This is a genomic window from Sphingorhabdus sp., assembly GCF_044338195.1.
Classification (GTDB): Bacteria; Pseudomonadota; Alphaproteobacteria; order Sphingomonadales; family Sphingomonadaceae; genus Sphingorhabdus_B.
In genome coordinates this window covers 1-20049 of sequence record NZ_JBIIMC010000035.1, presented here as the reverse complement: position 1 = coordinate 20049, position 20049 = coordinate 1, and the positions used below count along the sequence as shown (strand labels likewise).

The 20049-nt window shown below is 55.4% G+C and carries 23 protein-coding genes; 8 read left to right on the top strand and 15 right to left on the bottom strand.

The window, feature by feature from the left end; translation table 11 throughout:
- Both ACIQZK_RS09205 and ACIQZK_RS09200 read left to right on the top strand, forming a co-directional pair.
- Positions 1 to 287: DNA-directed RNA polymerase subunit omega (locus tag ACIQZK_RS09205; RefSeq protein ID WP_397575869.1), on the top strand; the 287-nt coding region annotated here is incomplete at its 5' end.
- A gap of 87 nt (positions 288 to 374) precedes the next feature.
- Positions 375 to 1463, top strand: coding sequence for a DUF3667 domain-containing protein (locus ACIQZK_RS09200; RefSeq protein ID WP_397575868.1), 1089 nt, complete (start codon positions 375 to 377; stop codon positions 1461 to 1463).
- A 29-nt stretch (positions 1464 to 1492) separates the two neighbouring features.
- Here the strand turns inward: ACIQZK_RS09200 and ACIQZK_RS09195 are convergent, their stop codons facing one another.
- The 7 genes from ACIQZK_RS09195 to ACIQZK_RS09165 all read right to left on the bottom strand — a co-directional run bounded on the left by ACIQZK_RS09195 (position 1493) and on the right by ACIQZK_RS09165 (position 9139).
- Positions 1493 to 1852 carry a hypothetical protein gene (locus ACIQZK_RS09195; protein WP_397575867.1) on the bottom strand — a complete coding sequence of 120 codons (360 nt, stop codon included), beginning with the start codon at positions 1850 to 1852 and terminating at the stop codon, positions 1493 to 1495.
- A 65-nt stretch (positions 1853 to 1917) separates the two neighbouring features.
- The gene (gene ftsH / locus ACIQZK_RS09190; protein WP_397575870.1) at positions 1918 to 3864 is read right to left on the bottom strand and encodes an ATP-dependent zinc metalloprotease FtsH; all 1947 of its coding nucleotides are present in this window, start codon (positions 3862 to 3864) and stop codon (positions 1918 to 1920) included.
- Between the two features lie 113 nt (positions 3865 to 3977).
- A complete protein-coding gene (gene tilS, locus ACIQZK_RS09185) occupies positions 3978 to 4925 on the bottom strand; it encodes a tRNA lysidine(34) synthetase TilS (protein WP_397575866.1) in 948 nt (315 codons plus the stop codon).
- Positions 4916 to 5878, bottom strand: a complete 963-nt coding sequence (locus tag ACIQZK_RS09180) for a hypothetical protein (protein WP_397575865.1) — start codon at positions 5876 to 5878, stop codon at positions 4916 to 4918. Before ACIQZK_RS09180 ends, tilS begins: the two co-directional genes overlap by 10 nt.
- A gap of 108 nt (positions 5879 to 5986) precedes the next feature.
- Entirely contained in the window at positions 5987 to 6529 is a 543-nt protein-coding gene (locus ACIQZK_RS09175; RefSeq protein ID WP_397575864.1) for a helix-turn-helix domain-containing protein, read from the bottom strand.
- A gap of 115 nt (positions 6530 to 6644) precedes the next feature.
- Entirely contained in the window at positions 6645 to 8909 is a 2265-nt protein-coding gene (ptsP, locus tag ACIQZK_RS09170) for a phosphoenolpyruvate--protein phosphotransferase (RefSeq protein ID WP_397575863.1), read from the bottom strand.
- A gap of 59 nt (positions 8910 to 8968) precedes the next feature.
- On the bottom strand, positions 8969 to 9139 hold the full coding sequence (locus ACIQZK_RS09165; RefSeq protein WP_395636990.1) for a YdcH family protein: 171 nt from the start codon (positions 9137 to 9139) through the stop codon (positions 8969 to 8971).
- A gap of 170 nt (positions 9140 to 9309) precedes the next feature.
- Between ACIQZK_RS09165 and ACIQZK_RS09160 the strand changes: the two genes are divergently transcribed.
- Positions 9310 to 9507, top strand: a complete 198-nt coding sequence (locus ACIQZK_RS09160) for a YdcH family protein (RefSeq protein WP_395635121.1) — start codon at positions 9310 to 9312, stop codon at positions 9505 to 9507.
- 108 nt (positions 9508 to 9615) lie between these two features.
- A complete protein-coding gene (locus tag ACIQZK_RS09155; protein WP_397575862.1) occupies positions 9616 to 10065 on the top strand; it encodes a DUF1465 family protein in 450 nt (149 codons plus the stop codon).
- Here the strand turns inward: ACIQZK_RS09155 and ACIQZK_RS09150 are convergent.
- Positions 10062 to 11867: an ABC transporter transmembrane domain-containing protein gene (locus ACIQZK_RS09150; RefSeq protein ID WP_397575861.1), complete on the bottom strand. Its 1806-nt coding sequence runs from the start codon at positions 11865 to 11867 to the stop codon at positions 10062 to 10064. The two genes, ACIQZK_RS09155 and ACIQZK_RS09150, sit on opposite strands and share 4 nt — an antisense overlap.
- Positions 11868 to 12019: 152 nt before the next feature.
- Between ACIQZK_RS09150 and ACIQZK_RS09145 the strand changes: the two genes are divergently transcribed.
- Positions 12020 to 13255, top strand: coding sequence for a polyhydroxyalkanoate depolymerase (locus ACIQZK_RS09145; RefSeq protein ID WP_397575860.1), 1236 nt, complete (start codon positions 12020 to 12022; stop codon positions 13253 to 13255).
- A 111-nt stretch (positions 13256 to 13366) separates the two neighbouring features.
- On the opposite strand, the gene ACIQZK_RS09140 is transcribed toward ACIQZK_RS09145, so the two are convergent.
- From ACIQZK_RS09140 to ACIQZK_RS09125, 4 genes are all read right to left on the bottom strand, one after another.
- Positions 13367 to 13660, bottom strand: coding sequence for a putative quinol monooxygenase (locus ACIQZK_RS09140; RefSeq protein WP_397575859.1), 294 nt, complete (start codon positions 13658 to 13660; stop codon positions 13367 to 13369).
- 20 nt (positions 13661 to 13680) lie between these two features.
- The gene (locus ACIQZK_RS09135; RefSeq protein ID WP_397575858.1) at positions 13681 to 14859 is read right to left on the bottom strand and encodes an acetyl-CoA C-acyltransferase; all 1179 of its coding nucleotides are present in this window, start codon (positions 14857 to 14859) and stop codon (positions 13681 to 13683) included.
- Positions 14860 to 14883: 24 nt separating this feature from the next.
- The gene (locus ACIQZK_RS09130; RefSeq protein WP_183941912.1) at positions 14884 to 15342 is read right to left on the bottom strand and encodes a MaoC family dehydratase; all 459 of its coding nucleotides are present in this window, start codon (positions 15340 to 15342) and stop codon (positions 14884 to 14886) included.
- Between the two features lie 116 nt (positions 15343 to 15458).
- On the bottom strand, positions 15459 to 16619 hold the full coding sequence (locus tag ACIQZK_RS09125) for a mechanosensitive ion channel family protein (protein ID WP_397575857.1): 1161 nt from the start codon (positions 16617 to 16619) through the stop codon (positions 15459 to 15461).
- A gap of 268 nt (positions 16620 to 16887) precedes the next feature.
- On the opposite strand from ACIQZK_RS09125, the gene ACIQZK_RS09120 reads away from it, so the two are divergent.
- Positions 16888 to 17556 (top strand): hypothetical protein, encoded by a 669-nt coding sequence (locus ACIQZK_RS09120; protein ID WP_397575856.1) that lies wholly within the window; start codon positions 16888 to 16890, stop codon positions 17554 to 17556.
- Here ACIQZK_RS09120 and ACIQZK_RS09115 read toward each other — a convergent pair.
- Positions 17553 to 17855 carry a hypothetical protein gene (locus ACIQZK_RS09115; protein WP_397575855.1) on the bottom strand — a complete coding sequence of 101 codons (303 nt, stop codon included), beginning with the start codon at positions 17853 to 17855 and terminating at the stop codon, positions 17553 to 17555. The genes ACIQZK_RS09120 and ACIQZK_RS09115 overlap by 4 nt on opposite strands.
- Entirely contained in the window at positions 17852 to 18058 is a 207-nt protein-coding gene (locus ACIQZK_RS09110; protein ID WP_395635112.1) for a hypothetical protein, read from the bottom strand. Before ACIQZK_RS09110 ends, ACIQZK_RS09115 begins: the two co-directional genes overlap by 4 nt.
- 117 nt (positions 18059 to 18175) lie before the next feature.
- On the opposite strand from ACIQZK_RS09110, the gene ACIQZK_RS09105 reads away from it, so the two are divergent.
- Both ACIQZK_RS09105 and ACIQZK_RS09100 read left to right on the top strand, forming a co-directional pair.
- Entirely contained in the window at positions 18176 to 18817 is a 642-nt protein-coding gene (locus tag ACIQZK_RS09105) for a helix-turn-helix transcriptional regulator (protein ID WP_397575854.1), read from the top strand.
- A 40-nt stretch (positions 18818 to 18857) separates the two neighbouring features.
- On the top strand, positions 18858 to 19544 hold the full coding sequence (locus ACIQZK_RS09100; RefSeq protein ID WP_397575853.1) for an MBL fold metallo-hydrolase: 687 nt from the start codon (positions 18858 to 18860) through the stop codon (positions 19542 to 19544).
- Between the two features lies 1 nt (position 19545).
- Here ACIQZK_RS09100 and ACIQZK_RS09095 read toward each other — a convergent pair whose 3' ends face one another.
- On the bottom strand, positions 19546 to 19944 hold the full coding sequence (locus tag ACIQZK_RS09095; RefSeq protein WP_395636931.1) for an MAPEG family protein: 399 nt from the start codon (positions 19942 to 19944) through the stop codon (positions 19546 to 19548).
- Positions 19945 to 20049 lie beyond the last annotated feature (105 nt).

Genomic DNA, 20049 nt, shown 5'->3' with positions numbered 1-20049 from the left:
TATTACTCGCCGCAGAACGCGCGCGTGAAATCTCTGGTGGTGCTGAACTGACTGTTGATCGTGATCGCGATAAAAACCCCGTTGTGGCTTTGCGCGAAATCGCTGAAGAAACGGTTCGTCCAGACCAACTGAAAGAAGGCCTCGTGCAGTCGCTTCAGAAGGTTCAGGTGGATGAAGATGAAGAAGCCGATGCCGTCGGTTCGATCAGCCTTTCGGCAGAAGCGCTCCGCCTCACGGCCGCTGCTCCCGCACGCGGCGCAGGCATGCAGCGCGATTACGACCGGTAATATAGCGCACATATATAGAAGAAAGAGGCCCGGCTTGTCCGGGCCTTTTCTTTTGGCATTCGCTTGCTGCGCTGATACATAGCCACAATGAGTGGGGAACTGGCAGCCGCAGCAGATATTATCACCGGCGCAGCGCTTGCGCGCGCTGTTGAGCCGGATGCGGGTGAGGGTAAAGACCCATCGGATATGTGCTTGAACTGCGGCACCATCTTGCTTGGGCCACATTGCCACGCGTGCGGTCAAAAGGCGAAGGCGCACCGCACACTGAGCGCGTTCGGTCACGACATCCTGCACAGCGTCCTGCATTTTGATGGTAAGATTTGGCGCACATTGCCCATGCTGTTCTGGAAACCCGGGGAATTATCGCGGCGCTATGTCCATGGCGAACGCGCCAAATTTGTTTCACCACTCGCGCTATTTCTATTCTCGGTGTTTCTGACCTTTGCGGTATTTAGCTGGATGTCGCACGGCAACGAAGGCGCTGAAGATTTAGGCGCTGGAACCACCAAAGTAGAAATCAGCACGCCCGAATTTGCGGCCGAACAACGCAAATTGCGGGACGATATCGCCCGGCTGGAAAAGGATGTTCTCGCGGCCCGTGCAGCAGGCAAGCCCACGCAAGCGTTGGAGCAAGAGCTGAAATCCGAAAAATTGGCCCTCCAGCTTATGGGAACCGCCGCGAACAGCTTCGGCAGCGCAACCAATGATGCCGACGGATATCAATTCACCGGCTTGGAATTTCCGGGCGCAGCCTATCTGAAAAACGCCGTTGAAACCGCGCAGAAAAATCCGCAGCTGCTTTTCTACAAGATGCAGTCCAATGCCTATAAATATAGCTGGGCGCTTATCCCGATATCCGTTCCCTTTGTATGGCTGCTGTTTTTCTGGCGCCGGCGGTTCAAGATGTTCGATCACGCCGTGTTTGTGACCTATTCACTGACGTTCATGATGCTGCTTGCCCTGATCTGCGGAATATTGATTAGCTTTGGCCCAACAGAAATCATTGGCGGATTGTTGCTCACATTTTATCCGCCCATTCACATGTACCGGCAATTGCATCAGGCATATGAAACGTCGCGTTTTGGTGCCTTTTGGCGGATGTGCTTGCTATCCGTCTTTGCCATGACCGCGCTGACTTTATTCGCCGTTCTCGTTGTCGCCATCGGTGTCAGCTAACATTTAACTTTCCCGCTCTCCGGCGCGATCTAGCACGGAAAACGACGGATCACGATTTCCCGCCACGCATCCCGAACGGTTTGAATGCGCCGACGTTCTTGGGGAATGCTCGCGAAACTCTCCAGAAATTGTTCGGCGGTCATACGATATTTTTTGGGCGCGCAAAACAATGGCTTGCCGGCAGCATGCGCTTGTTCATTTTCGGCTTTGACGGAAGCCGCGGCCGCTTGAAACAGCTGTGCCATCGGCTTTATCTCTTTTGAGAATATAGCGCCCATGCCCTTTTTCTTGAGCGCGAGTGCCTTCACATAAAATGTTTCCGCATCCATGGCTTGGGCGGGAACGGCACACAACAGTGCGCCGCTGGCAATAAGAACAGCGAATTTCATATTTGCGACCTCAACTCTCTCGTCAACCGGACTAGAGCGTTGAGGCTATGTTGCAAAGATGAAAATCAGACGCCTTGCGGCGTTACGTCACCAACGGGCGATGATTTGCGACGACCTGCCTTTGGAATGGCCGTGCCCACTGTCGGGATAGACGATGGTTGCGCAACCTTGCCATCGTCGCGTTCGAACTTGCCGGTTTCAAGCAGCTGCTTGATTTCATCACCAGACAGGGTTTCAAACTCCAGCAATGCGTTTGCCAAAAGATGGAGCTGCGTGTCATGCTTTTTCAAAAGGTCTGTGGCGCGCTTATGGCCACCCTCAACCAGCTTACGAATTTCAGCATCGATCTTACGCGCTGTCTCGTCCGACATGGCCGACCGCTGCGACATGCCATAGCCAAGATAACCTTCCTGGCGCTCTTCATATTGCAGCGGGCCCATCTCGTCCGACATGCCCCATTGGGTGACCATGTCCCGCGCAAGGCTTGTGGCATATTGAATGTCGCTTGAGGCACCGGAGCTGACTTTGTCGTAGCCGAAGATCAGCTCTTCCGCCACGCGGCCACCCATTGATACGGACAGGTTGGCATGCATTTTGTCGCGATGATAGCTGTAATTATCACGCTCTGGCAGGCGCATGACCATACCCAGCGCGCGACCGCGCGGAATGATGGTCGCCTTATGGATGGGATCGGACGCTGGTTCATGGATTGAAACGATCGCATGTCCAGCTTCATGATAGGCGGTCATTTTCTTTTCGTCTTCGGTCATGACCATGGACTTACGCTCGGTGCCCATCATCACCTTGTCTTTCGCGTCCTCAAATTCGCGCATGGCCACCAGGCGCTTGCCGCGACGTGCCGCCAACAGGGCCGCTTCGTTGACGAGGTTCGCAAGGTCAGCGCCGGAGAAACCGGGCGTACCGCGTGCAATGACACGGCCGTCAACATCAGGTGCCAAGGGCACTTTCTTCATATGGACTTCGAGGATCTTTACGCGGCCATCAATGTCAGGACGCGGCACGACGACTTGCCTGTCGAAACGACCGGGACGCAGCAGCGCAGGGTCAAGCACGTCGGGGCGGTTGGTGGCTGCAACGATGATGATGCCTTCATTCGCTTCAAAGCCATCCATTTCAACCAGAAGCTGGTTCAGCGTCTGTTCGCGCTCGTCATTTTGGTTACCAAGGCCCGCACCACGGCTGCGGCCTACGGCATCGATTTCATCGATGAAGACGATGCACGGTGCGTTCTTCTTTGCCTGTTCAAACATGTCGCGCACGCGGCTCGCGCCGACGCCAACGAACATTTCAACGAAGTCCGAACCTGAGATCGAGAAGAATGGAACGCCTGCTTCACCCGCAATGGCGCGTGCCAGCAAAGTTTTGCCGGTACCCGGCGAACCCACGAGCAATGCGCCCTTGGGAATCTTACCACCAAGGCGGCTGAACTTATGTGGGTCTTTCAAAAATTCGACGATTTCCTGAAGCTCTTCACGTGCTTCATCAATGCCGGCAACATCATCAAAAGTGACCTTACCATGCTTTTCGGTCAGCAGCTTGGCCTTGGACTTACCAAAGCCCATGGCGCCGCCAGCGCCGCCACCCTTTTGCATTTGGCGCAACACGAAAAATGCGACGCCCAAGATCAGGAGGAAGGGCAGCGCTTGATATATGAGGATTAACAGCAGGCTCGGTTGTTCTTCGGCCTTCGCTTCAACCACCACGCCTTTTTCAATCAGCAAGGAAGGGAGGCTCGAGTCATTGGGAAGCGGTACCGTGACGAACGTTTCGTCATTTTGAAGTTTGCCGCTGATACGGTCAGGCGCGACGGCGACGGATTTGACTTCGCCTGCCTCAACCTTGTCGCGGAATGACGAATAAGTGATACCGTTGGTCGGCGTGGATGAGCCGTTGAAAATCGAGGCGACGACCAGAAGCGCCACAATGATGGCTGACCAGATGGCCATATTCCGCAGCATCGGGTTGCTCTTTGGTTCCTGCTCGTCGTTCATCATCACTGCCTTGATTTCAGCCCCGCGCCAAATACGCGGAGATACTGGTGCAATGTAGGCGCGATTATGTGAATGACAATATAGGGATTGGCAAAATTCCGGTCGGCATAAACTTAGTTCCGCCGTGGCGGTGCCATGGTAAACCGCCAATTGTCGCCGCCTTCGCATTTGACTGCACCCATGGTGGCGGTGCGTCCGTCCGAAAGTTCGGAAAGCAAGCGGTCAATGGCATCGCCGCGCGGGGCAAGTTCGGGCTCCAGCATTTGCAGGCAATGGATCAACAGGCGGCGTTGCATCTCACGCGGAACATAGCGCGCATCGCACATGACCGCGTCCGTTTCGCGCTGGACCCTTTCTTGCGCCAGTGTTTCCGTCATCCAATTTAGCGCTTCTGACGCATCTGCCATTGCGCTGGCGGTGCGGGCGGCACGGTCGGCGCGAAAGGGGTGCTGCGTGTTCGCCAGCCAATTGCGCATCGCGACCCGTTCAAAATCGGTATTTGCGTTGCTGGGGTCTTGCACCGGATCGAGCCCAGCGGCCGCGCAAATGGAAATCAGCTCGTCTTTCGTAAATCCCAATAAGGGCCGCAATATCTTCCCATTTGTCGACCGGATAGCCGACAGCCCATCAACACCGCTGCCGCGCGCGAGGCGCATCAAAACGGTTTCAAGTTGATCGTCGGCATGGTGGGCGGTGGCGATATAGGCACAATCATGCTGCTCTGCTGCCTGCGCCAACAACGCGTATCTTGCGCCTCGTGCAGCGGATTGAATATTTCCGCTGATTTTTTCGGCCGGCGACAAAATGACATGCGGCACATGCATGTCTTTGCACATGCGCTGCACATATTGCGCCTCGTCAGCAGATTCTGGCCTTAACCCATGATCAACGGTCGCCGCGACAACGCGATCGGGCATGGTTTTGTGCAGCAATATAAGCAGTGCCAGGCTATCGGGGCCGCCGGATACGGCGCACAATATGCGCGCACCCTCCGGAACAAGCAGCGCATTTACCGCGCCGTTAAAACGGTCGAGAAGCGCAGCGTCGACGGTTACTTGCACTTCGCGCGCGTTTTACCGGCAGTGACCCGATCCGCCAAGCGACCGGTCGCAATGTCTGGATAGGCTCTTGAAAGCTCGCCAAATGCTTCGCACGCCTCAGCCGTTTTGCCGAGGTCGGTTAAAGCTGACCCTAAGAACAACAGACTGTCGGGTGCGCGTTCGCCACGCGGGTCTGCCTTGTAGTTATCGTAGAAAATCTTGACGGCAGTTGCAGGCTTTTTGTCGTCGAGCCACGCCCGTCCCAGCAAGTTGCGCAGGAAGCTTGCACGTCTGTGCTTTGGATATGTTTTAAGCGTTTCTTCCAGCGTGGCTTGCGCTTCTGGGTAGAATTTCGCTTCCCACAATCTGAAGCCATAGGTGTAGCCATCTTCAAAAGCGTCGCCAGTGGCTGGCCGTTCAATGGCCGCAACTGCGGCAACGCGGGCGGCACTTGGTTTGGCTGTCGTAGCCACCGGCTTGGCTGCTGCTGCTACAACGGGTTTTGGCTTGACGGTCACTGCTGCGGGCACAGGTGCTGCGGCAGGCAAGACGCTTGGAGCGGTTGTGGCCTGTGCGATTGCCGGCACGGCGGTTTCCTGCGGTGCACTCGCCAGCTGCGCGCTCGCCAGTTGCGCTTCCAAGATTTTCAAACGCGCTTCGAGGCCGCGCATATTGTTGCCCTGCTGCTCCACCTGACCCGTTAAAGTGGCCAGTTGCGCTTCCAACGCATCGACACGCACCAACAGGTCAGACGTAGCTGAGGTGGTGGAGGGGGTCTCGGGCTGCGCTATGGTCGGTGACTGGATGTCCGGCGCGATAAATTTGCCGGCACCTGCGGGAAAGACCTGACGCTGGACAGCGCGCATTTCCTTCTCAAGCTTGCCCACGCGTCCGTCAATATTTGCATCTTGCGCAACTGCGGATGCGCTGAGTGCAAATGCTGCGCCGCTCAACAAAGCAAGCCGAAAATTCATTGCTCATTCCCCTTAAACTGACAAGTTTGGACGTATCGCTGATTGGACCAACGCGACAAATAGCCATCACGCGATTTCAGTGCAAAGAAAACCTGATTTTATTTAGATTTATATGGCGTCGTCGGTGCCTTGCTGCGCAGATTCAGTATTATTTGCCGGCAGAGGCGCGATCGGTGCTGTGGCGGCTGGCTTTACGGAGATCGGTGAAGCGACCGGTTTATCGGCTGGCGCAGCATCGGTGAGTGTCAGACTTCTGAAAATCAAATATGCAGCCAGCGCAACCGCCGCGATTGCAGCAGATGTCCAGGCGAGTGTTTTTGATGGTACGCGCGCCGGGTCGGCAGGTTCGTAGTTTTGAGCTGGTGCCTGATAGCCTTCATGGCCACTGCGTGCCAATTCCAAGCGCATCGCCTCACTTATTGCGGTGGCATCCATTTCGACAGCATTTGCATAAGATCGCGCGAAACCGAGCGTGTAGGTTTGGCCGGGGAGGGCGTCAAAATTTGATTGCTCAATAGATTGGAGGTGGCGCATCGGCACGCGCGTTTTTTCCGCGATATCAGAAAGACTTAAACCCAACCGCTCGCGGCCTGCTTTTAGCTGGCTACCAACGGATCCGTCATATTCGTCAACAGAAGCTAATAAGTCCACTGCAATCTCCACGCCCCGTTTTTTCCACCTCTTTGTGCAGTTATGCGGACAATGGTCATCTTCCAGATAAAGTCAACGGCGATAACAACTTTTCACCTTTGGGAAATCCCGCAATTTAGCCGGTTTCAATGCCTTGGCTTGCGGCCCATATGGCCAGTTCCTCGCGCAAATTCCCGGTGGGATTTTTCAGCAGCTCGTCCATTTTCTTGCGGATATCCGCATGGTTGGTCGTGCGCACCATCGCTTTTATGGGTCCCACGGCCGCTGGCGTGATCGACAGGCGATGGATGCCCAAGCCAATCAACGCGAGCGCCTCGAGTGTCCGCCCCCCCATTTCGCCACATACCGCGACGTCGACGGGATAGCCGTCCGTTGTTTGAACCACGCGCCGGATGAAACGCAAAATGGCGGGACTTAGCCAATCATATCGCTCGGCAAGGCGCGGGTCTGCGCGATCCGCTGCAAATAGGAACTGTGTGAGGTCATTTGTGCCAATCGACAGAAAATCGATTTTAGGCAGCAACATATCGAGCGTTTCGGCCAGTGCCGGCACCTCGAGCATGGCCCCATAACGGATTTTCGTGGGCAGCCGTTTCTTTTGCCGGCCCAAAAATTGCATCTGGCCTTCAAATATTTCTCGAGCCGCGTCAAATTCCCACGGCTCGGACACCATGGGAAACATGACGTTCAATGTGCGGCCTGCGGATGCTTCAATAAGTGCGCGGGCCTGTGCTTTCATAAGCCCTGCATGATCCAAAGACAGGCGCAGCGCGCGCCAGCCGAGAGCAGGGTTTTCTTCTTCGCTCGTTTCGTCTTTTAAATAAGGCAGGGGTTTGTCGCCGCCGATATCGAGCGTGCGAAAAATGACGGGCTTGTCGCCTGCCGCTTCAATGACATCGCGATAAAAACGTTGCTGGCGCTCACGTTGCGGCAGTGTGGCAGATATCAAAAACTGGAATTCTGTGCGGAATAGGCCAACGCCCTCCGCGCCGGTGGTCGCCAAGGCGGACATATCGTCGCGCAATCCGGCATTGATCATTAACGTCACCGGCACGCCATCATTGGTGACCGATGCTGCGTCACGCATCGCCGCATAGCGGGCTTTTTTCTTTTGCCGATCAACCAGATCATGTTGGAAAAGCTCTTCGGCAGCCGACGATGGCCTGATGATGACGCTTTTTTCGTCGGCGTTCAGCAGCAGCATGTCGCCATCGCGCACCTTGTGGCGGATGCCTTGTACGCGCCCCAGCACGGGGATGCCCATTGCGCGTGCGACAATCACGACATGCGCAGTAAGCGAACCTTCTTCAAGCACTACGCCGCGCAGACGCCGTTTGTCATATTCCAGCAGTTCGGCCGGGCCCAAATTGCGCGCAATCAGGATCGAGTCTTTTTTCAGACCGAGTTGCGCAGCTGTGCTCATCTGACCCGACACAATACGCAGCAACCGGTTTGATAGATCCTCCAGATCATGCATGCGGTCCGCAAGCAGCGCATCGTCAATCTGACGCATACGCATGCGGGTGCGTTGCTGGACGCGTTCGATTGCGGCTTCCGCCGTCAGGCCGCTGTCGATCGCCTCGTTAATGCGGCGGCTCCAGCCTTCGTCATATGCGAACATTTTATAGGTCGCGATGACCTCTTCATGTTCGCCGCCCGTGCCGAAATCAATTTGGCTGGCCATGCGGTCGATTTGTTCGCGCATTTTGTCAAAGGCGGAATAGACGCGGTGACGTTCGGCTTCGATATCCTCAGCGACGGTATGTTCAATGCGGACATTGGGCTGGTGGAAAATAGCAACGCCAGCAGCGGCGCCTTTTACGAGCGGTAGACCCGTGAGGCTAATGGTGCCAGTGTCATTCCCGCCCCGCGCGCTGGGTTCGTCGACAAGGTCTGCATTGGCGATCAGTTCTGACAGCACCATGGCGACGGTTTGAAGCGCCTCAATTTCGACCTCTTCATATTTGCGTGGTTCGACATGCTGCACGGCCAACACGCCGACCGCGCGTTCGGAACGCACAATCGGCACGCCTGCAAAGCTGTGAAAGCGTTCTTCGCCTGTTTCGGGGACATAACGGAAATTCGGGTGGGCCGCGGCCTCATCCAAGTTCAATGTTTCGACATTTTCGGCAATCGTGCCGACAAGGCCTTCGCCTAAGCCGAGGCGGGTGACGTGGACCGCCGCCTCGTTCAATCCGCGCGTCGCAAATAATTCAAGCGCACCGTCGCGCAACAGATAGATCGAGCACACTTCGCTCGACAGCGCTTCACCGATGATATTGACCACATGGTTCAGCTTGCCCTGCGCATGATTTCGCGAGGCCATCACTTCGTGAAGACCGGTCAATATGTTGCGGGCGGAACGGGTAGCGCTTTCCATATGCCCCATCTAGCAGAGACACAAAAGGCAAGCGATACCCCGCTTGAAATTATTCGTAGTCAGCCAGTTAGGGCCGATTCTTGCATAAGTACGTCCTTAAGGTGCAGCTTTTGCTTCTTAAGGCTATGAATGATGCCGGTGTCAGGAAAAGGTCTATGTTCTTCGCGCTGCAACTTTTGCTCAAGATCAGCATGTTTGCTGCGAAGTGCGGACAGATGATTATTATTCACATCATTCTCCTTCAGTGTGAGACTCGGTGGTCCAACAGCCAAAGTAAATCACGAAATGCGCCGCGAGTCTTGTCGATAATTTTGCGTTTGGCGGACGCCAAAAACATGCCCGCGCGATCATGCCCGCTTTTAACGATGACTTGTTTGCGCGACTCTGGTTAGAAGGGGGCATGAATGACGACGGCTACCAGCAACAGCTTGAACAACTGAAGATTGAGCATCGCGACTTGGATGACGCTATTGCGGCGTTGACCATGCAAACGGTCGTTGATCAGCTGCAGATTGCACGTTTGAAAAAGAAGAAGCTGATATTGAAAGACCGTATCATGCGCCTTGAAGATCAGCTTGTGCCCGATATCATCGCCTGAACGTTTACAATTGCGCTATGATTGTTTCATACCGGTACATCCGGAATATGTTACCGCCACGGAATCGTTTGCACTAACATCGGGGCATAGTTCGTGTCATAAAAGCATATGAGCAACGCACAACTTGAGCTGACCCCATTATTGCTGGATTCTCTATACACAGAAGCGATGCTGCTGGCCGACGAAGCGCGCGCCTGTTTTGACCGCAGCTTTGATGCGGGGCATTTGTCTCCGGAGATTGCGGTCGCCTTTTCCTGCGAGTCTCTCAAGGTTACCACACGCCTGATGCACAGCATTGCGTGGTTGTTGAATCAAAAGGCATTGCGGGCTGGCGAAATAACCGAGAGCGAAGCGCAAAACGAAACCAACAATCTGGGCTATGCACCAGCCAGCGATGGACCGCTGGTGCTGCAATTTCCCCTAGAGACGCAAGCGCTGATCGGCGCGAGCGAAGAATTATATGGCCGACTTCAACGGCTCAGCGAGAAAATGCGCGCCGCTGTTCCGCAAGCGTCGGAACCACATGCCATGCGCGACCGTTTGCGCGCGTCGTTTTAAGCGTCGAACTGCAGGCTGGCCAAACGGGAATAAAGGCCGCCTGCCGCGCTAAGGGTCGCGTGGTCGCCTTCTTCAACAATCTGACCTTGGTCCATCACAATGATGCGGTCTGCGGACCGTACGGTCGCCAAACGGTGGGCAATGACGATTGTCGTGCGATCCTTCATCAGCATGTCGAGCGCGTCCTGAACAAGACGTTCGCTTTCGGCATCCAATGCACTGGTTGCTTCGTCGAGCAACAGAATTGGGGCATCGCGCAGCAGCGCGCGCGCAATCGCGAGGCGCTGCCGCTGACCCCCCGACAGACGCGCACCGCTCTCGCCCAAAAACGTGTCCAATCCCTCAGGCAATGTGCGTAGGAATTCTGCTGCATTCGCTTGTTCCGCCGCAGCCCAAATCGCGGTGTCATCAGCCAGCCAATTTCCGTAGCGCAAATTGTCCCGTGCAGAGGCCGCGAATAAAACGGTGTCTTGAGGAACCAAGGCAATGCGTTGGCGGAATTCGGCTGGATCTGCGCTGGTCAGCGCAACTCCATCGATGCGGATGGTGCCGGCTTCTGGGTCGTAAAAACGTTCAGCAAGCTGGAACAATGTCGACTTACCGGCGCCTGATGGCCCAACGACAGCGACAGTCTCACCGGGGGAAACCTTCAGGCTGAAATCATCAAGCGCAGTAACTTCGGGTCGGGTAGGATAGCGGAACCGGACATGCTGAAACTCCAGCTGACCGCGCGCTGGTGGCATAACCACTGGGCTGGCGGGAGGCGCAATCTCGGGAACTTCATTCAGCAATTCTGCCAAACGCGAAGCCGCGCCCGATGCGCGCACAAGATCCCCATATACTTCGGTCAATGCGCCGAAAGATCCAGCGACGAGTGCGCCATAGAGCACTACGGCGAACAAAGTGCCCGAGGATATAACGCCTTCTTTGACTTGGTCCGTGCCTTCCCACACCAGCAGCGTGATGCCGCCGAAAATGAGCGCCATGACCAAAGCGGTCAGGAACGCGCGTATCCGTATACGCTTTTTCGCCGCGGCAAATGTGCCCTCGACGGCGTCGGCAAATCTGACGCCCTCACGCGTTTCTTGACCAAATGCCTGAACGATTTTGATTGCGCCAAGGGCTTCCGAAATGATGGTGCCGACGCTGGCGACATTATCTTGGCTGGTGCGCGAAGCCTTTTCCAACCGCCGGCCGAGAAAAACGATTGGGAGTACAACAACCGGAATGCCCGCCAAAAGCCAAATGGTCAGGCTTGGAGCCAAGCCAAAAAGCAATGTCACGCCGCCGATGCCGATAAAGATATTCCGCAACGCAACGGACACTGTGGTGCCAACAGTCTGTTCGATAATCGCCGTATCTGCGGTCATGCGGCTCGCGATTTCGCCGGGCCTATTCTCTTCAAAAAACCGAGGCGCAAGCCGAAGCAAGTTGCTTTGAACGGCAACGCGGATGTCACCGACGACGCGTTCGCCCAACCAGCTGACAAAGTAAAAACGGAATGCCGTCGAAACACCGATGATAACGACAATGCCCAGCAACAGGTAAAAATATGGCGCGGGGTCGCCGCCATTTTTCGCAAAGCCCTCATCAATAATCAGCCGCAGGCCATATGGGATAGCCAGTGTCGATGACGCTGCTGCTATGAGCGCGAGAAGCGCATATGCAATCTGTCGTGGGTATTTGATCGTAAAGTGCCCGATCATCCGCAAGCTGCCGAAATTAGGCTTTTGTTTGACGACAGGCGCTTCAATGGCGCCGGCTGTAGGCGTTGTCGGAATGTCGGAAATTTCGTTCGTCATTCGGTCCGCCTAGCAGTGCGCCGAAGCGGGAACAATGCGCGACAGATGATGCGGATGCCTTTTTCTATGGTGCAATGCACAATAAACGCTTATGGCTTCCACAAGAACGCCCTGTTTTTCTGGGCCGAAAGACGGAAATCTAAGGATTGCAGATGCTTTATACCGGTTATGATATGCAACGGAGCTGGTTAGCAGGTGCGGGAAAAATTGCACAGGCGCAGGCAGATGTGCTTAAGAATTTCACTGGGCCATTTAGTGTGGGCGGTCTTGCACCCATCGCGGCGTCGGCATTGGATGTGTTCGCGCATTCGGTTTTGCCACGCGGAAAGCCAGCATTCGGATTGGATAATGTTACTGTCGATGGCAAGGCGTTGCCGGTTCAAGAAGAGAATTTGGCACGCAAGCCCTTTGGGCAGCTGAAGCGGTTCGTATATGAAGGCAGCAGCGCGAAGCCGCGGCTGCTGATTTGCGCGCCGATGTCTGGGCATTTCGCGACGCTGTTGCGCGGAACGGTCGAGCGCATGATTCCAACGCATGATGTCTACATCACCGACTGGAAAGATGCGCGCGATGTGCCGTTGACGGGTGGCGGTTTCGATCTTGAAACCTACATCGATTATCTCATCGAATGGCTGGAATTCATCGGCCCTGATGCCGGCGGACGCGGTGCCCATATGTTGGCAGTGTGCCAGCCCTCTGTTCCAGCTTATGCCGCTGCTGCAGTGATGAGCGCGAAGGATCATCCGTTGCGGCCACGCACCTTGACGATGATGGGCGGTCCAATCGACACCCGCGAAGCGCCGACGGCGGTCAACGACCACGCCACACGCCGCCCGCATGAATGGTTCGTGCAAAATGTCATTGCGACCGTCCCGCCTTATTATAAAGGGTCGGGACGTCGGGTATATCCGGGTTTTCTGCAGCTTAATGGCTTTATGTCGATGAATCTGGGCAACCATATGATCAGCCATTGGTCAATGTTCTCCGACCTCGTCAAAGGCGACGGCGAAAGCGCGGATCGGCACAAAGAATTTTACGACGAATATCGCTCCGTCTGCGACATGACGGCGGAATTCTATCTACAGACCGTAGATACCGTATTTCAGCGTCATTTGTTGCCCAAGGGCGAATTCAACTATCGCGGCAAGCTCGTTGATCCCGGTGCGATTACGGACATCGGCCTGCTGGCTATTGAAGGTGAACGGGACGACATCAGCGGCCTTGGGCAAACCAAGGCAGCCCTCAACATTGCAACCGCTTTGCCCGACGGGCTCAAAAAATATCATATGGCGCCAGAAGTTGGCCATTATGGCATCTTCAACGGCAGCAAATGGCGCGAAAAAATTGCACCTGTCGTCGAAGACTGGATTGTCAGCCACAATGGCTAGCGCCATTGGTGCGATGTCGCGCTCATGACATTGCACATCACTGCACCGTCGAACGCTGGCCGGTGGATGGCCATTTCACCATCGCACGCGGATCAAAGCAGCAGGCGCGCCTTATAGCGCGTCGAGATACTCAACCTCAGGTGCGCCCGCGAGGCATGCGCCAAGCTTTGGACCAGCGGCTTTGAAATAGTCGCTGCTGCCATGTGCGGTGAGCGCATCCTGATCGACATATTGCTCAAGCACTTTGTAGACCTGTGGGTTCGACCGTGACCGGGTCAACGTATAAAATAGGTTCCCCGGTTCATTGGCCCGAACGGCAGCCGCAAGCTCTGCAAACACAGCCTCAAAGGCTTCGTTTTTGCCTTCGGCGACGGTTAAAGTTGCGATGACACCAATAGCTGACATGCGGCTGCTCCGTTTCGTTCTTAGAAAATTTCAAAAAGGCCGGCTGCGCCCATGCCGCCGCCAACGCACATGGTGACGACGCCATATTTGGCACCGCGACGCTTGCCTTCGATCAATGTATGGCCGACGCAACGTGCGCCCGTCATGCCATAGGGGTGACCGATGGAGATCGATCCGCCATTGACGTTCAGCAACTCGTTTGGAATGCCAAGCTTGTCGCGGCAGTACAGAACTTGAACAGCAAATGCTTCGTTCAATTCCCAGATACCGATGTCGTCCATCTTCAGACCAAAGAGCTGAAGCAATTTTGGAATTGCGAACACGGGGCCAATGCCCATTTCGTCTGGCTCTGTGCCTGCAACGGCCATGCCGACATAACGGCCAAGCGGGTTCAGACCCTTTTTCTCGGCGACCTTGGCTTCCATCAAGATGGACGCGGAAGAACCGTCGGACAACTGGCTGGCGTTACCGGCCGTGATGGTCATATCTGGACCAAGCACGGGCTGAAGCGATTGCAAACCTGCCAGCTGCGTATCGGCGCGATTGCCTTCGTCCTTGGCAATCGTGACTTCCTTCTGGCTGACTTCGCCCGTTTCCTTGTTCACGACATTCATCATCGTGGTCACGGGGACGATTTCAGCATCGAAGTAACCGGCTGCTTGAGCAGCTGCGGTGCGCTGCTGCGATTGCAGGGCGTATTCGTCCATCACATCGCGGCTGATGTTATAGCGCTTGGCCACGACTTCAGCGGTTTGAAGCATCGGCATGTAAATCGAATTGTGCAGGGCAACCAGTTCAGGGTCGGCCTGAACGCGCATTTCCTTGGTTTGCACCAGCGAGATCGATTCCTGACCACCAGCTGCCATCACATCGACATTGTCGACGATGATTTGCTTGGCTGCAGTTGCGATGGACATCAGGCCCGACGAACATTGGCGATCCATGGTCATGCCCGAAACAGAAATCGGCAGGCCAGCGCGCAACGCAACCTGACGTGCAAGATTTCCGCCCTGTGTGCCTTGCTGAAGCGCGGAGCCCCAAAGGACGTCATCAATTTCGCCGCCTTCAATGCCGGCGCGCTCAACGGCAGCCTTCAACGAATAGCTGCCGAGCGTTGGCCCGAGCGTTGCGTTAAATCCACCACGATAGGCTTTGCCGATGGCGGTACGGGCGGTTGATACGATTACTGCGTCACGCATGGTAATAGTTCCTTGAATTGAAAATTATACGAAAAACTGGCTGATCCATTCAGCCTGAAGTGCTGGTTTGTCTTCACCCTCAATCTCGACGGTGAACTCAAGCGTCTGCTGCCATTGGCCAGGGCGCTTTTCAACGAGTTCCAGAAGCTTGAAATGTCCTCGCACCCGCTTGCCCGAACGGACAGGCGCCAGAAAACGCGTTTTGTTGCCGCCATAATTGACGCCCATTTTGACGCCTTCGATCTTGGGACAATCGGACTTCGCGCTGAGTACCGGAAAGAGCGACAGAGTCAGAAATCCATGCGCAATGGTGCCACCGAACGGTGTCATCTTGGCCATTTCTTCATTGATATGGATGAACTGGTGGTCACCGGTTGCATCTGCAAATTTGTTGATCATGTCCTGATCAACCAAAATCCATTCAGAGGTGCCGATTTTTTCGCCGACCTTCGTCGCGAATTCCGCTGGGGTAATAGTGGTCATGGGTGTGTCTCCTGCAAACTATTTGGCCGCACCGTGGCGGTTTCGAACGTTCAATACAAGCCCCGGCGATTTGCCGTTACGGCAAGCTTGCGCCCCAGCAACCCGGCATCCGCGAATCAGGCTTTATGCGTAGGAACAGGCGGCGCATAGGGCATGACCATATGGCCATCGGGGGCTGCGGTGAATGTCGTTTGTGTGGGATAGGCAAAGGAAATGCCTTCACGGGCAAACCGGTCGATGATGGCAATGCCAATGTCATGCCGTGCCCGAAACATAACCTCCACATCATCGCTTTCGATATCAAAGACGAGATGGAAATCGAGCGAACTTGCGGCAAAGTTGTTGAACCCAGCACGGATAAACTGCGCGCCATTGCTTTCGACGACTTCGCGCAAAATGTCCGGGATCCGCTTCGCAAGGGCGGGCGGGGTTTGGTACACGAGCGTTAGGACGAAGGTGACCCGGCGATAGAGCGTCAGCGTGTTGTTCGTGATTTCCTTCTCGAGCAGCTTGCTGTTCGAAATTATCTTCTCTTCACCTGTCAGCGCACGCAGCCTTGTGCTTTTCATGCCGATGACTTCGACCCGGGCGACGGTGTTGTCATAAGACACCGTGTCACCGCGGCGGAATGGCTTGTCGAAAATGATCGATATGGCGGCAAACAAGTCTGAGAAAATCCCCTGGGCGGCAAGACCAATGGCAATGCCGCCAACGCCTAAACCAGCAACAAGGCCAGTGACGTTAACGCCGAGATTGTCGAGAATGACGATTGCAGCAACGGCGAATAAGGCAAAGCTGACGAGCAGCCGGATTAAGACCATCGCACTTTGAAGCGTCTCATGTTCGTGCAGCCCTTCGCCAGCGCGCCGCTCAATCATGCCCAATATGATTTCGCGCAGCCATATCGCCACCTGCACAACGATCGCGATGGTGAATAAGATATCGATGGCGTGGGTAAGCGCCGCCGGCGCATTGGCAATCTGGTTCACCAGCTCAATCGACACCATGACCCGGAAAAACTTGCTCGTACGCGCAAATGTGCGGGCGACGATTGATTTCACATGTGCACGATGTTCGCTTTCACGCGCAATTTTGGACGCAATGCGTTTCAGCCAGCTGAGCGCGATGAAAACGATAATGGCCATGCCAATGGCGACGCTCAGTTCAAAGACATTGCCCTGAACCCACGTCACTATTGCGTCCCAATAATATTGGAACCGTGGAATGACTGCGTCTGGTTGAATGCGTTCTATTACAGGTACGGATTTTGCTGTCATATTTTATGTGTAAGCCCGAATGCGCCGCTTAACAACCTTTCGGCATGCGACATGTTTGAAAACTGGAGCGCGTTACGCCGCGGAAAATTCGCGCCTTTTGCAACCGCTACCAATGGGATGCCATGCGGCAAAGGGCACGGCATTTTGTGGAGACGGAGCGCAGCTGGCACACCAATATCTACCGTTACGATCCTGTTTACCATTTTTTGTTACAGCATAATCGAACCGCTAAAGCCGCCTAAGGCTTGGCTTAAAAGCAGGACTGACAATGCGTAGCATTCGACCCAATAGCCAGACAGGTGCGCTTGGCATAGCGATGGCGGGCGCAGCTTTGGCAGCGGTGACGATGATGTTCGTGCCCGTTTCGCTGCTTGAGGGTGTCGCGGAATCGTCGGGACTTTCCGAGCTTATACCTGCCGCCGGGGCGCCGTTAGGCGATATTGCGCGCGGATGTATTGCATTTGCAATAGGGGCAATGACATTGGCCGCCTTGTCCTATCTTTTGTTGCGTGCGGACGGCGCTTTGGTTCGCCGGACCGCGAACGATGTCGACATGTGCGACGCCGCAGCGCAGCAGGATGTTGAACAGCAATCTGAAGCGATGCCGGAAACCGCCGATTCGCAGCCCACCATCGCGGAGATGGTCGCGCAGTTGGAAGCTGCCGTCGCGTTTCGCCGTCAGAAGCTGGCTGAGCTGGAAGCCGTTGCTGCAGACTTGTCGGCAGACGTTAAAGATTTCGACGAACCCGGCCCTGTAAATTCGGAACCGGTTGCACCGGCAGTCACGGAACATGACGCAGCCGGCGCTGAATCTCGTCCCATGGGTCGTCCCGTTTTGGACGCCGTGCCAAGCGAAGCCGTGCAAGATGATGACATCGATTCTGCGCTTGCAGCGGCGTTGACGGCGCTGCATCGCATTAACCCGGGCGCGCGCTAATCCTCCAGTAAAAGCGCATCGATGATCAGGCGGTATTGGCCGCCCAGTATCGCTGTCTCGGTTATGGCGATGTCTGCAACCAGCTGGCTCGGTAACGAGAATTCATGATCTTCCAGCAACTGTGCGAAGGTCGAACGCTGTTCTGCGGCGGTTATTGGCAATGCAACGGACAGGCATATTTGGGCGCCGCTAAATGTAAGGCTGTGCCAGGGCCGTTCGTGCAATATCGTGATGCTTGCTTGGGGTGTTAACGCTTGAAGCGCACGAACAAGGCTGCGGGACGGTGTTTTCCGCGTCATTGTCGATGGCTCGCTTGTGCGTCGGGCCTCTCGCCATAGCTGCTCATGAATGTTCGCAGTTTTTCCTCCATTTCGGGTCGGATTTCGCGACCCATTCTGATATCGAGCACGAGTCGCGGATCGCGCGCTGCTAAGCGCCCAAACTTGGTGGGAGGTAGGCCCTGATCACGCAGAAACCGTTCAATCAGGCGTTTGATATGCATAATGTCTCCTCCAAGTTCGACCCGGATTTGCTTGCCCGAACCAGTTAGAACAAATATAGAACAAACGTGATAGGATAAATCCTACAAGTCTAGGATATTTCCAACCGAAGCGGAGGGATGACCATGGAGGAAGAACCAAGAGCGGCGCTGGAACGGCTCATTTTGGAAAGCGGCGAAGATTTTGCCGGATTGTCGAAGCTGGTGGGTCGAAATCCAGCGTATATCCAGCAGTTTATCAAGCGTGGAACGCCCAAAAAGCTGCCCGAGACTGAGCGTGGCATATTGGCCCGATATTTTGGTGTTGATGAGACTTTGTTGGGCAAATCATCAGACGCCGCGGTGACGTCCGGAATTCGCCTCATTCCGAAACTGGCTGTCGGTGCTTCTGCCGGTGCGGGGGCGATCCACGATGGGGAGGCGCTTGCCGGCAAGATCGGCTTTGATGAAAAATGGCTGCGCAGGATGGGGCTTGATCCCGCCAAGCTTTCTCTCATCCGCGTGGATGGTGAATCGATGTCGCCTACGCTTAATCATGGTGACGATATCATGGTCGACAACCGCGCGGCGGCCCAAGCGGTGCGCGACGGCATCCATGTTATCCGGCTGGACGATATGTTGATGGTCAAACGTCTTGCGCAACGGCCGCGGGGGCGACTGTCGGTACTTTCCGACAATCCCAATTATCCCGACTGGCCCGATGTTGACGGCGCAACTGTAACGGTCATCGGCCGCGTGGTGTGGGCAGGACGTCGGCTCTGAAGGCTTGCCTCGCGCGCTTCAGTCGGCCACATAGTGCCGCATGTCGAACGTCACATCTGCCGCACCCAAAGCACCGCCCTTAAAAGCCGCCATCATTCCGGTGACGCCGCTTCAGCAAAATTGTACATTGTTTTGGTGTACCGAAACGAACAAGGCGGCACTGGTCGACCCCGGCGGTGATCTGGATAAGTTGAAAGCCGCGGTGGCGCAGACGGGGGTTGAGCTTGAAAAGTTATTGGTGACGCACGGCCATCTTGACCATTGCGGCCAGACCGGCATGCTTGCCAAAGAATTGGGCCTACCGATTGAGGGGCCGCATGAAGAGGACCGCTTCTGGATTGCAAAGCTCGACGATGATGGCGCACGCTGGGGTATGGAAGCACATTCGTTCGAACCAGATCGCTGGCTGGTGGATGGCGATACGGTCACCGTGGGCAACCTGACGCTCGATGTCATTCATTGCCCCGGACATACGCCAGGGCACGTGATTTTTTATCACGCGCCCAGTCGTCTGGCGATTGTTGGTGACGTTTTGTTTCAGGGCTCTATCGGCCGCACCGATTTTCCACGCGGGAACCACGCGGACCTCATCAATGCCATTACGACAAAGCTATGGCCGTTGGGGGATGATGTTACCTTCATCCCCGGTCACGGACCAACCAGCCAGTTCGGTTATGAGCGACAGCATAATGCATTTGTCGCCGATGACGTTCTGGCTGCCCGGTAAGTTAAAGCACCGCTGAGTAAACGCGGGCGAGCGCCCATCCAGCGAGCCCGAGCAGCGTGAGCATAGAGGTCAGCGTGCCGACCATGCGGCCTTTGCCCAATGCGCCGCCATCCATGCCCAGGCCGTGCGCAAGCCGACCAACGATGTAAACGATACCCAGGCCCCACAACCAGTTGTTCGTGCCACCTGTTGCCTCAAGTGCGGCAATCAAGACCAAGACAAATGGCGCGCTCTCGACGAAATTGGCGTGCGCGCGCATCCGCCGGATAACAAATTCGCTGCCGCCATCGCCAATCGAGACGCTTTCTTTGGTGCGTGCTTGCCCACAGCGTATCATGAGCCAAATGTTCACCAAAGCGGCACCTGCAGCGATGGTAAGGGTTACGGGTAAACTCAACATATATACTCTCCCTGTTCGTGTGCGGTGCTTATCTGCTATCTCACGGGTTGCAAAGCCCGGAAAAAGAAGTATAGCGCGCGGCTCACACAGACATGTGCGGTTGAC

What these genes read in the sequence shown, in the direction of transcription:
- ACIQZK_RS09180 (WP_397575865.1), bottom strand. Translation starts at nt 5,878, where the DNA reads ATGAATTTTCGGCTTGCTTTGTTGAGCGGCGCAGCATTTGCACTCAGC.
- ACIQZK_RS09150 (WP_397575861.1), bottom strand. Translation starts at nt 11,867, where the DNA reads ATGACGAACGAAATTTCCGACATTCCGACAACGCCTACAGCCGGCGCC.
- ACIQZK_RS09140 (WP_397575859.1), bottom strand. Translation starts at nt 13,660, where the DNA reads ATGTCAGCTATTGGTGTCATCGCAACTTTAACCGTCGCCGAAGGCAAA.
- ACIQZK_RS09145 (WP_397575860.1), top strand. Translation starts at nt 12,020, where the DNA reads ATGCTTTATACCGGTTATGATATGCAACGGAGCTGGTTAGCAGGTGCG.
- ACIQZK_RS09095 (WP_395636931.1), bottom strand. Translation starts at nt 19,944, where the DNA reads ATGTTGAGTTTACCCGTAACCCTTACCATCGCTGCAGGTGCCGCTTTG.
- ACIQZK_RS09100 (WP_397575853.1), top strand. Translation starts at nt 18,858, where the DNA reads ATGTCGAACGTCACATCTGCCGCACCCAAAGCACCGCCCTTAAAAGCC.
- ACIQZK_RS09120 (WP_397575856.1), top strand. Translation starts at nt 16,888, where the DNA reads ATGCGTAGCATTCGACCCAATAGCCAGACAGGTGCGCTTGGCATAGCG.
- ACIQZK_RS09125 (WP_397575857.1), bottom strand. Translation starts at nt 16,619, where the DNA reads ATGACAGCAAAATCCGTACCTGTAATAGAACGCATTCAACCAGACGCA.
- ftsH (WP_397575870.1), bottom strand. Translation starts at nt 3,864, where the DNA reads ATGAACGACGAGCAGGAACCAAAGAGCAACCCGATGCTGCGGAATATG.
- ptsP (WP_397575863.1), bottom strand. Translation starts at nt 8,909, where the DNA reads ATGGAAAGCGCTACCCGTTCCGCCCGCAACATATTGACCGGTCTTCAC.
- ACIQZK_RS09200 (WP_397575868.1), top strand. Translation starts at nt 375, where the DNA reads ATGAGTGGGGAACTGGCAGCCGCAGCAGATATTATCACCGGCGCAGCG.
- ACIQZK_RS09160 (WP_395635121.1), top strand. Translation starts at nt 9,310, where the DNA reads ATGAATGACGACGGCTACCAGCAACAGCTTGAACAACTGAAGATTGAG.
- ACIQZK_RS09155 (WP_397575862.1), top strand. Translation starts at nt 9,616, where the DNA reads ATGAGCAACGCACAACTTGAGCTGACCCCATTATTGCTGGATTCTCTA.
- ACIQZK_RS09105 (WP_397575854.1), top strand. Translation starts at nt 18,176, where the DNA reads ATGACCATGGAGGAAGAACCAAGAGCGGCGCTGGAACGGCTCATTTTG.
- ACIQZK_RS09130 (WP_183941912.1), bottom strand. Translation starts at nt 15,342, where the DNA reads ATGACCACTATTACCCCAGCGGAATTCGCGACGAAGGTCGGCGAAAAA.
- ACIQZK_RS09135 (WP_397575858.1), bottom strand. Translation starts at nt 14,859, where the DNA reads ATGCGTGACGCAGTAATCGTATCAACCGCCCGTACCGCCATCGGCAAA.
- ACIQZK_RS09110 (WP_395635112.1), bottom strand. Translation starts at nt 18,058, where the DNA reads ATGCATATCAAACGCCTGATTGAACGGTTTCTGCGTGATCAGGGCCTA.
- ACIQZK_RS09195 (WP_397575867.1), bottom strand. Translation starts at nt 1,852, where the DNA reads ATGAAATTCGCTGTTCTTATTGCCAGCGGCGCACTGTTGTGTGCCGTT.
- ACIQZK_RS09115 (WP_397575855.1), bottom strand. Translation starts at nt 17,855, where the DNA reads ATGACGCGGAAAACACCGTCCCGCAGCCTTGTTCGTGCGCTTCAAGCG.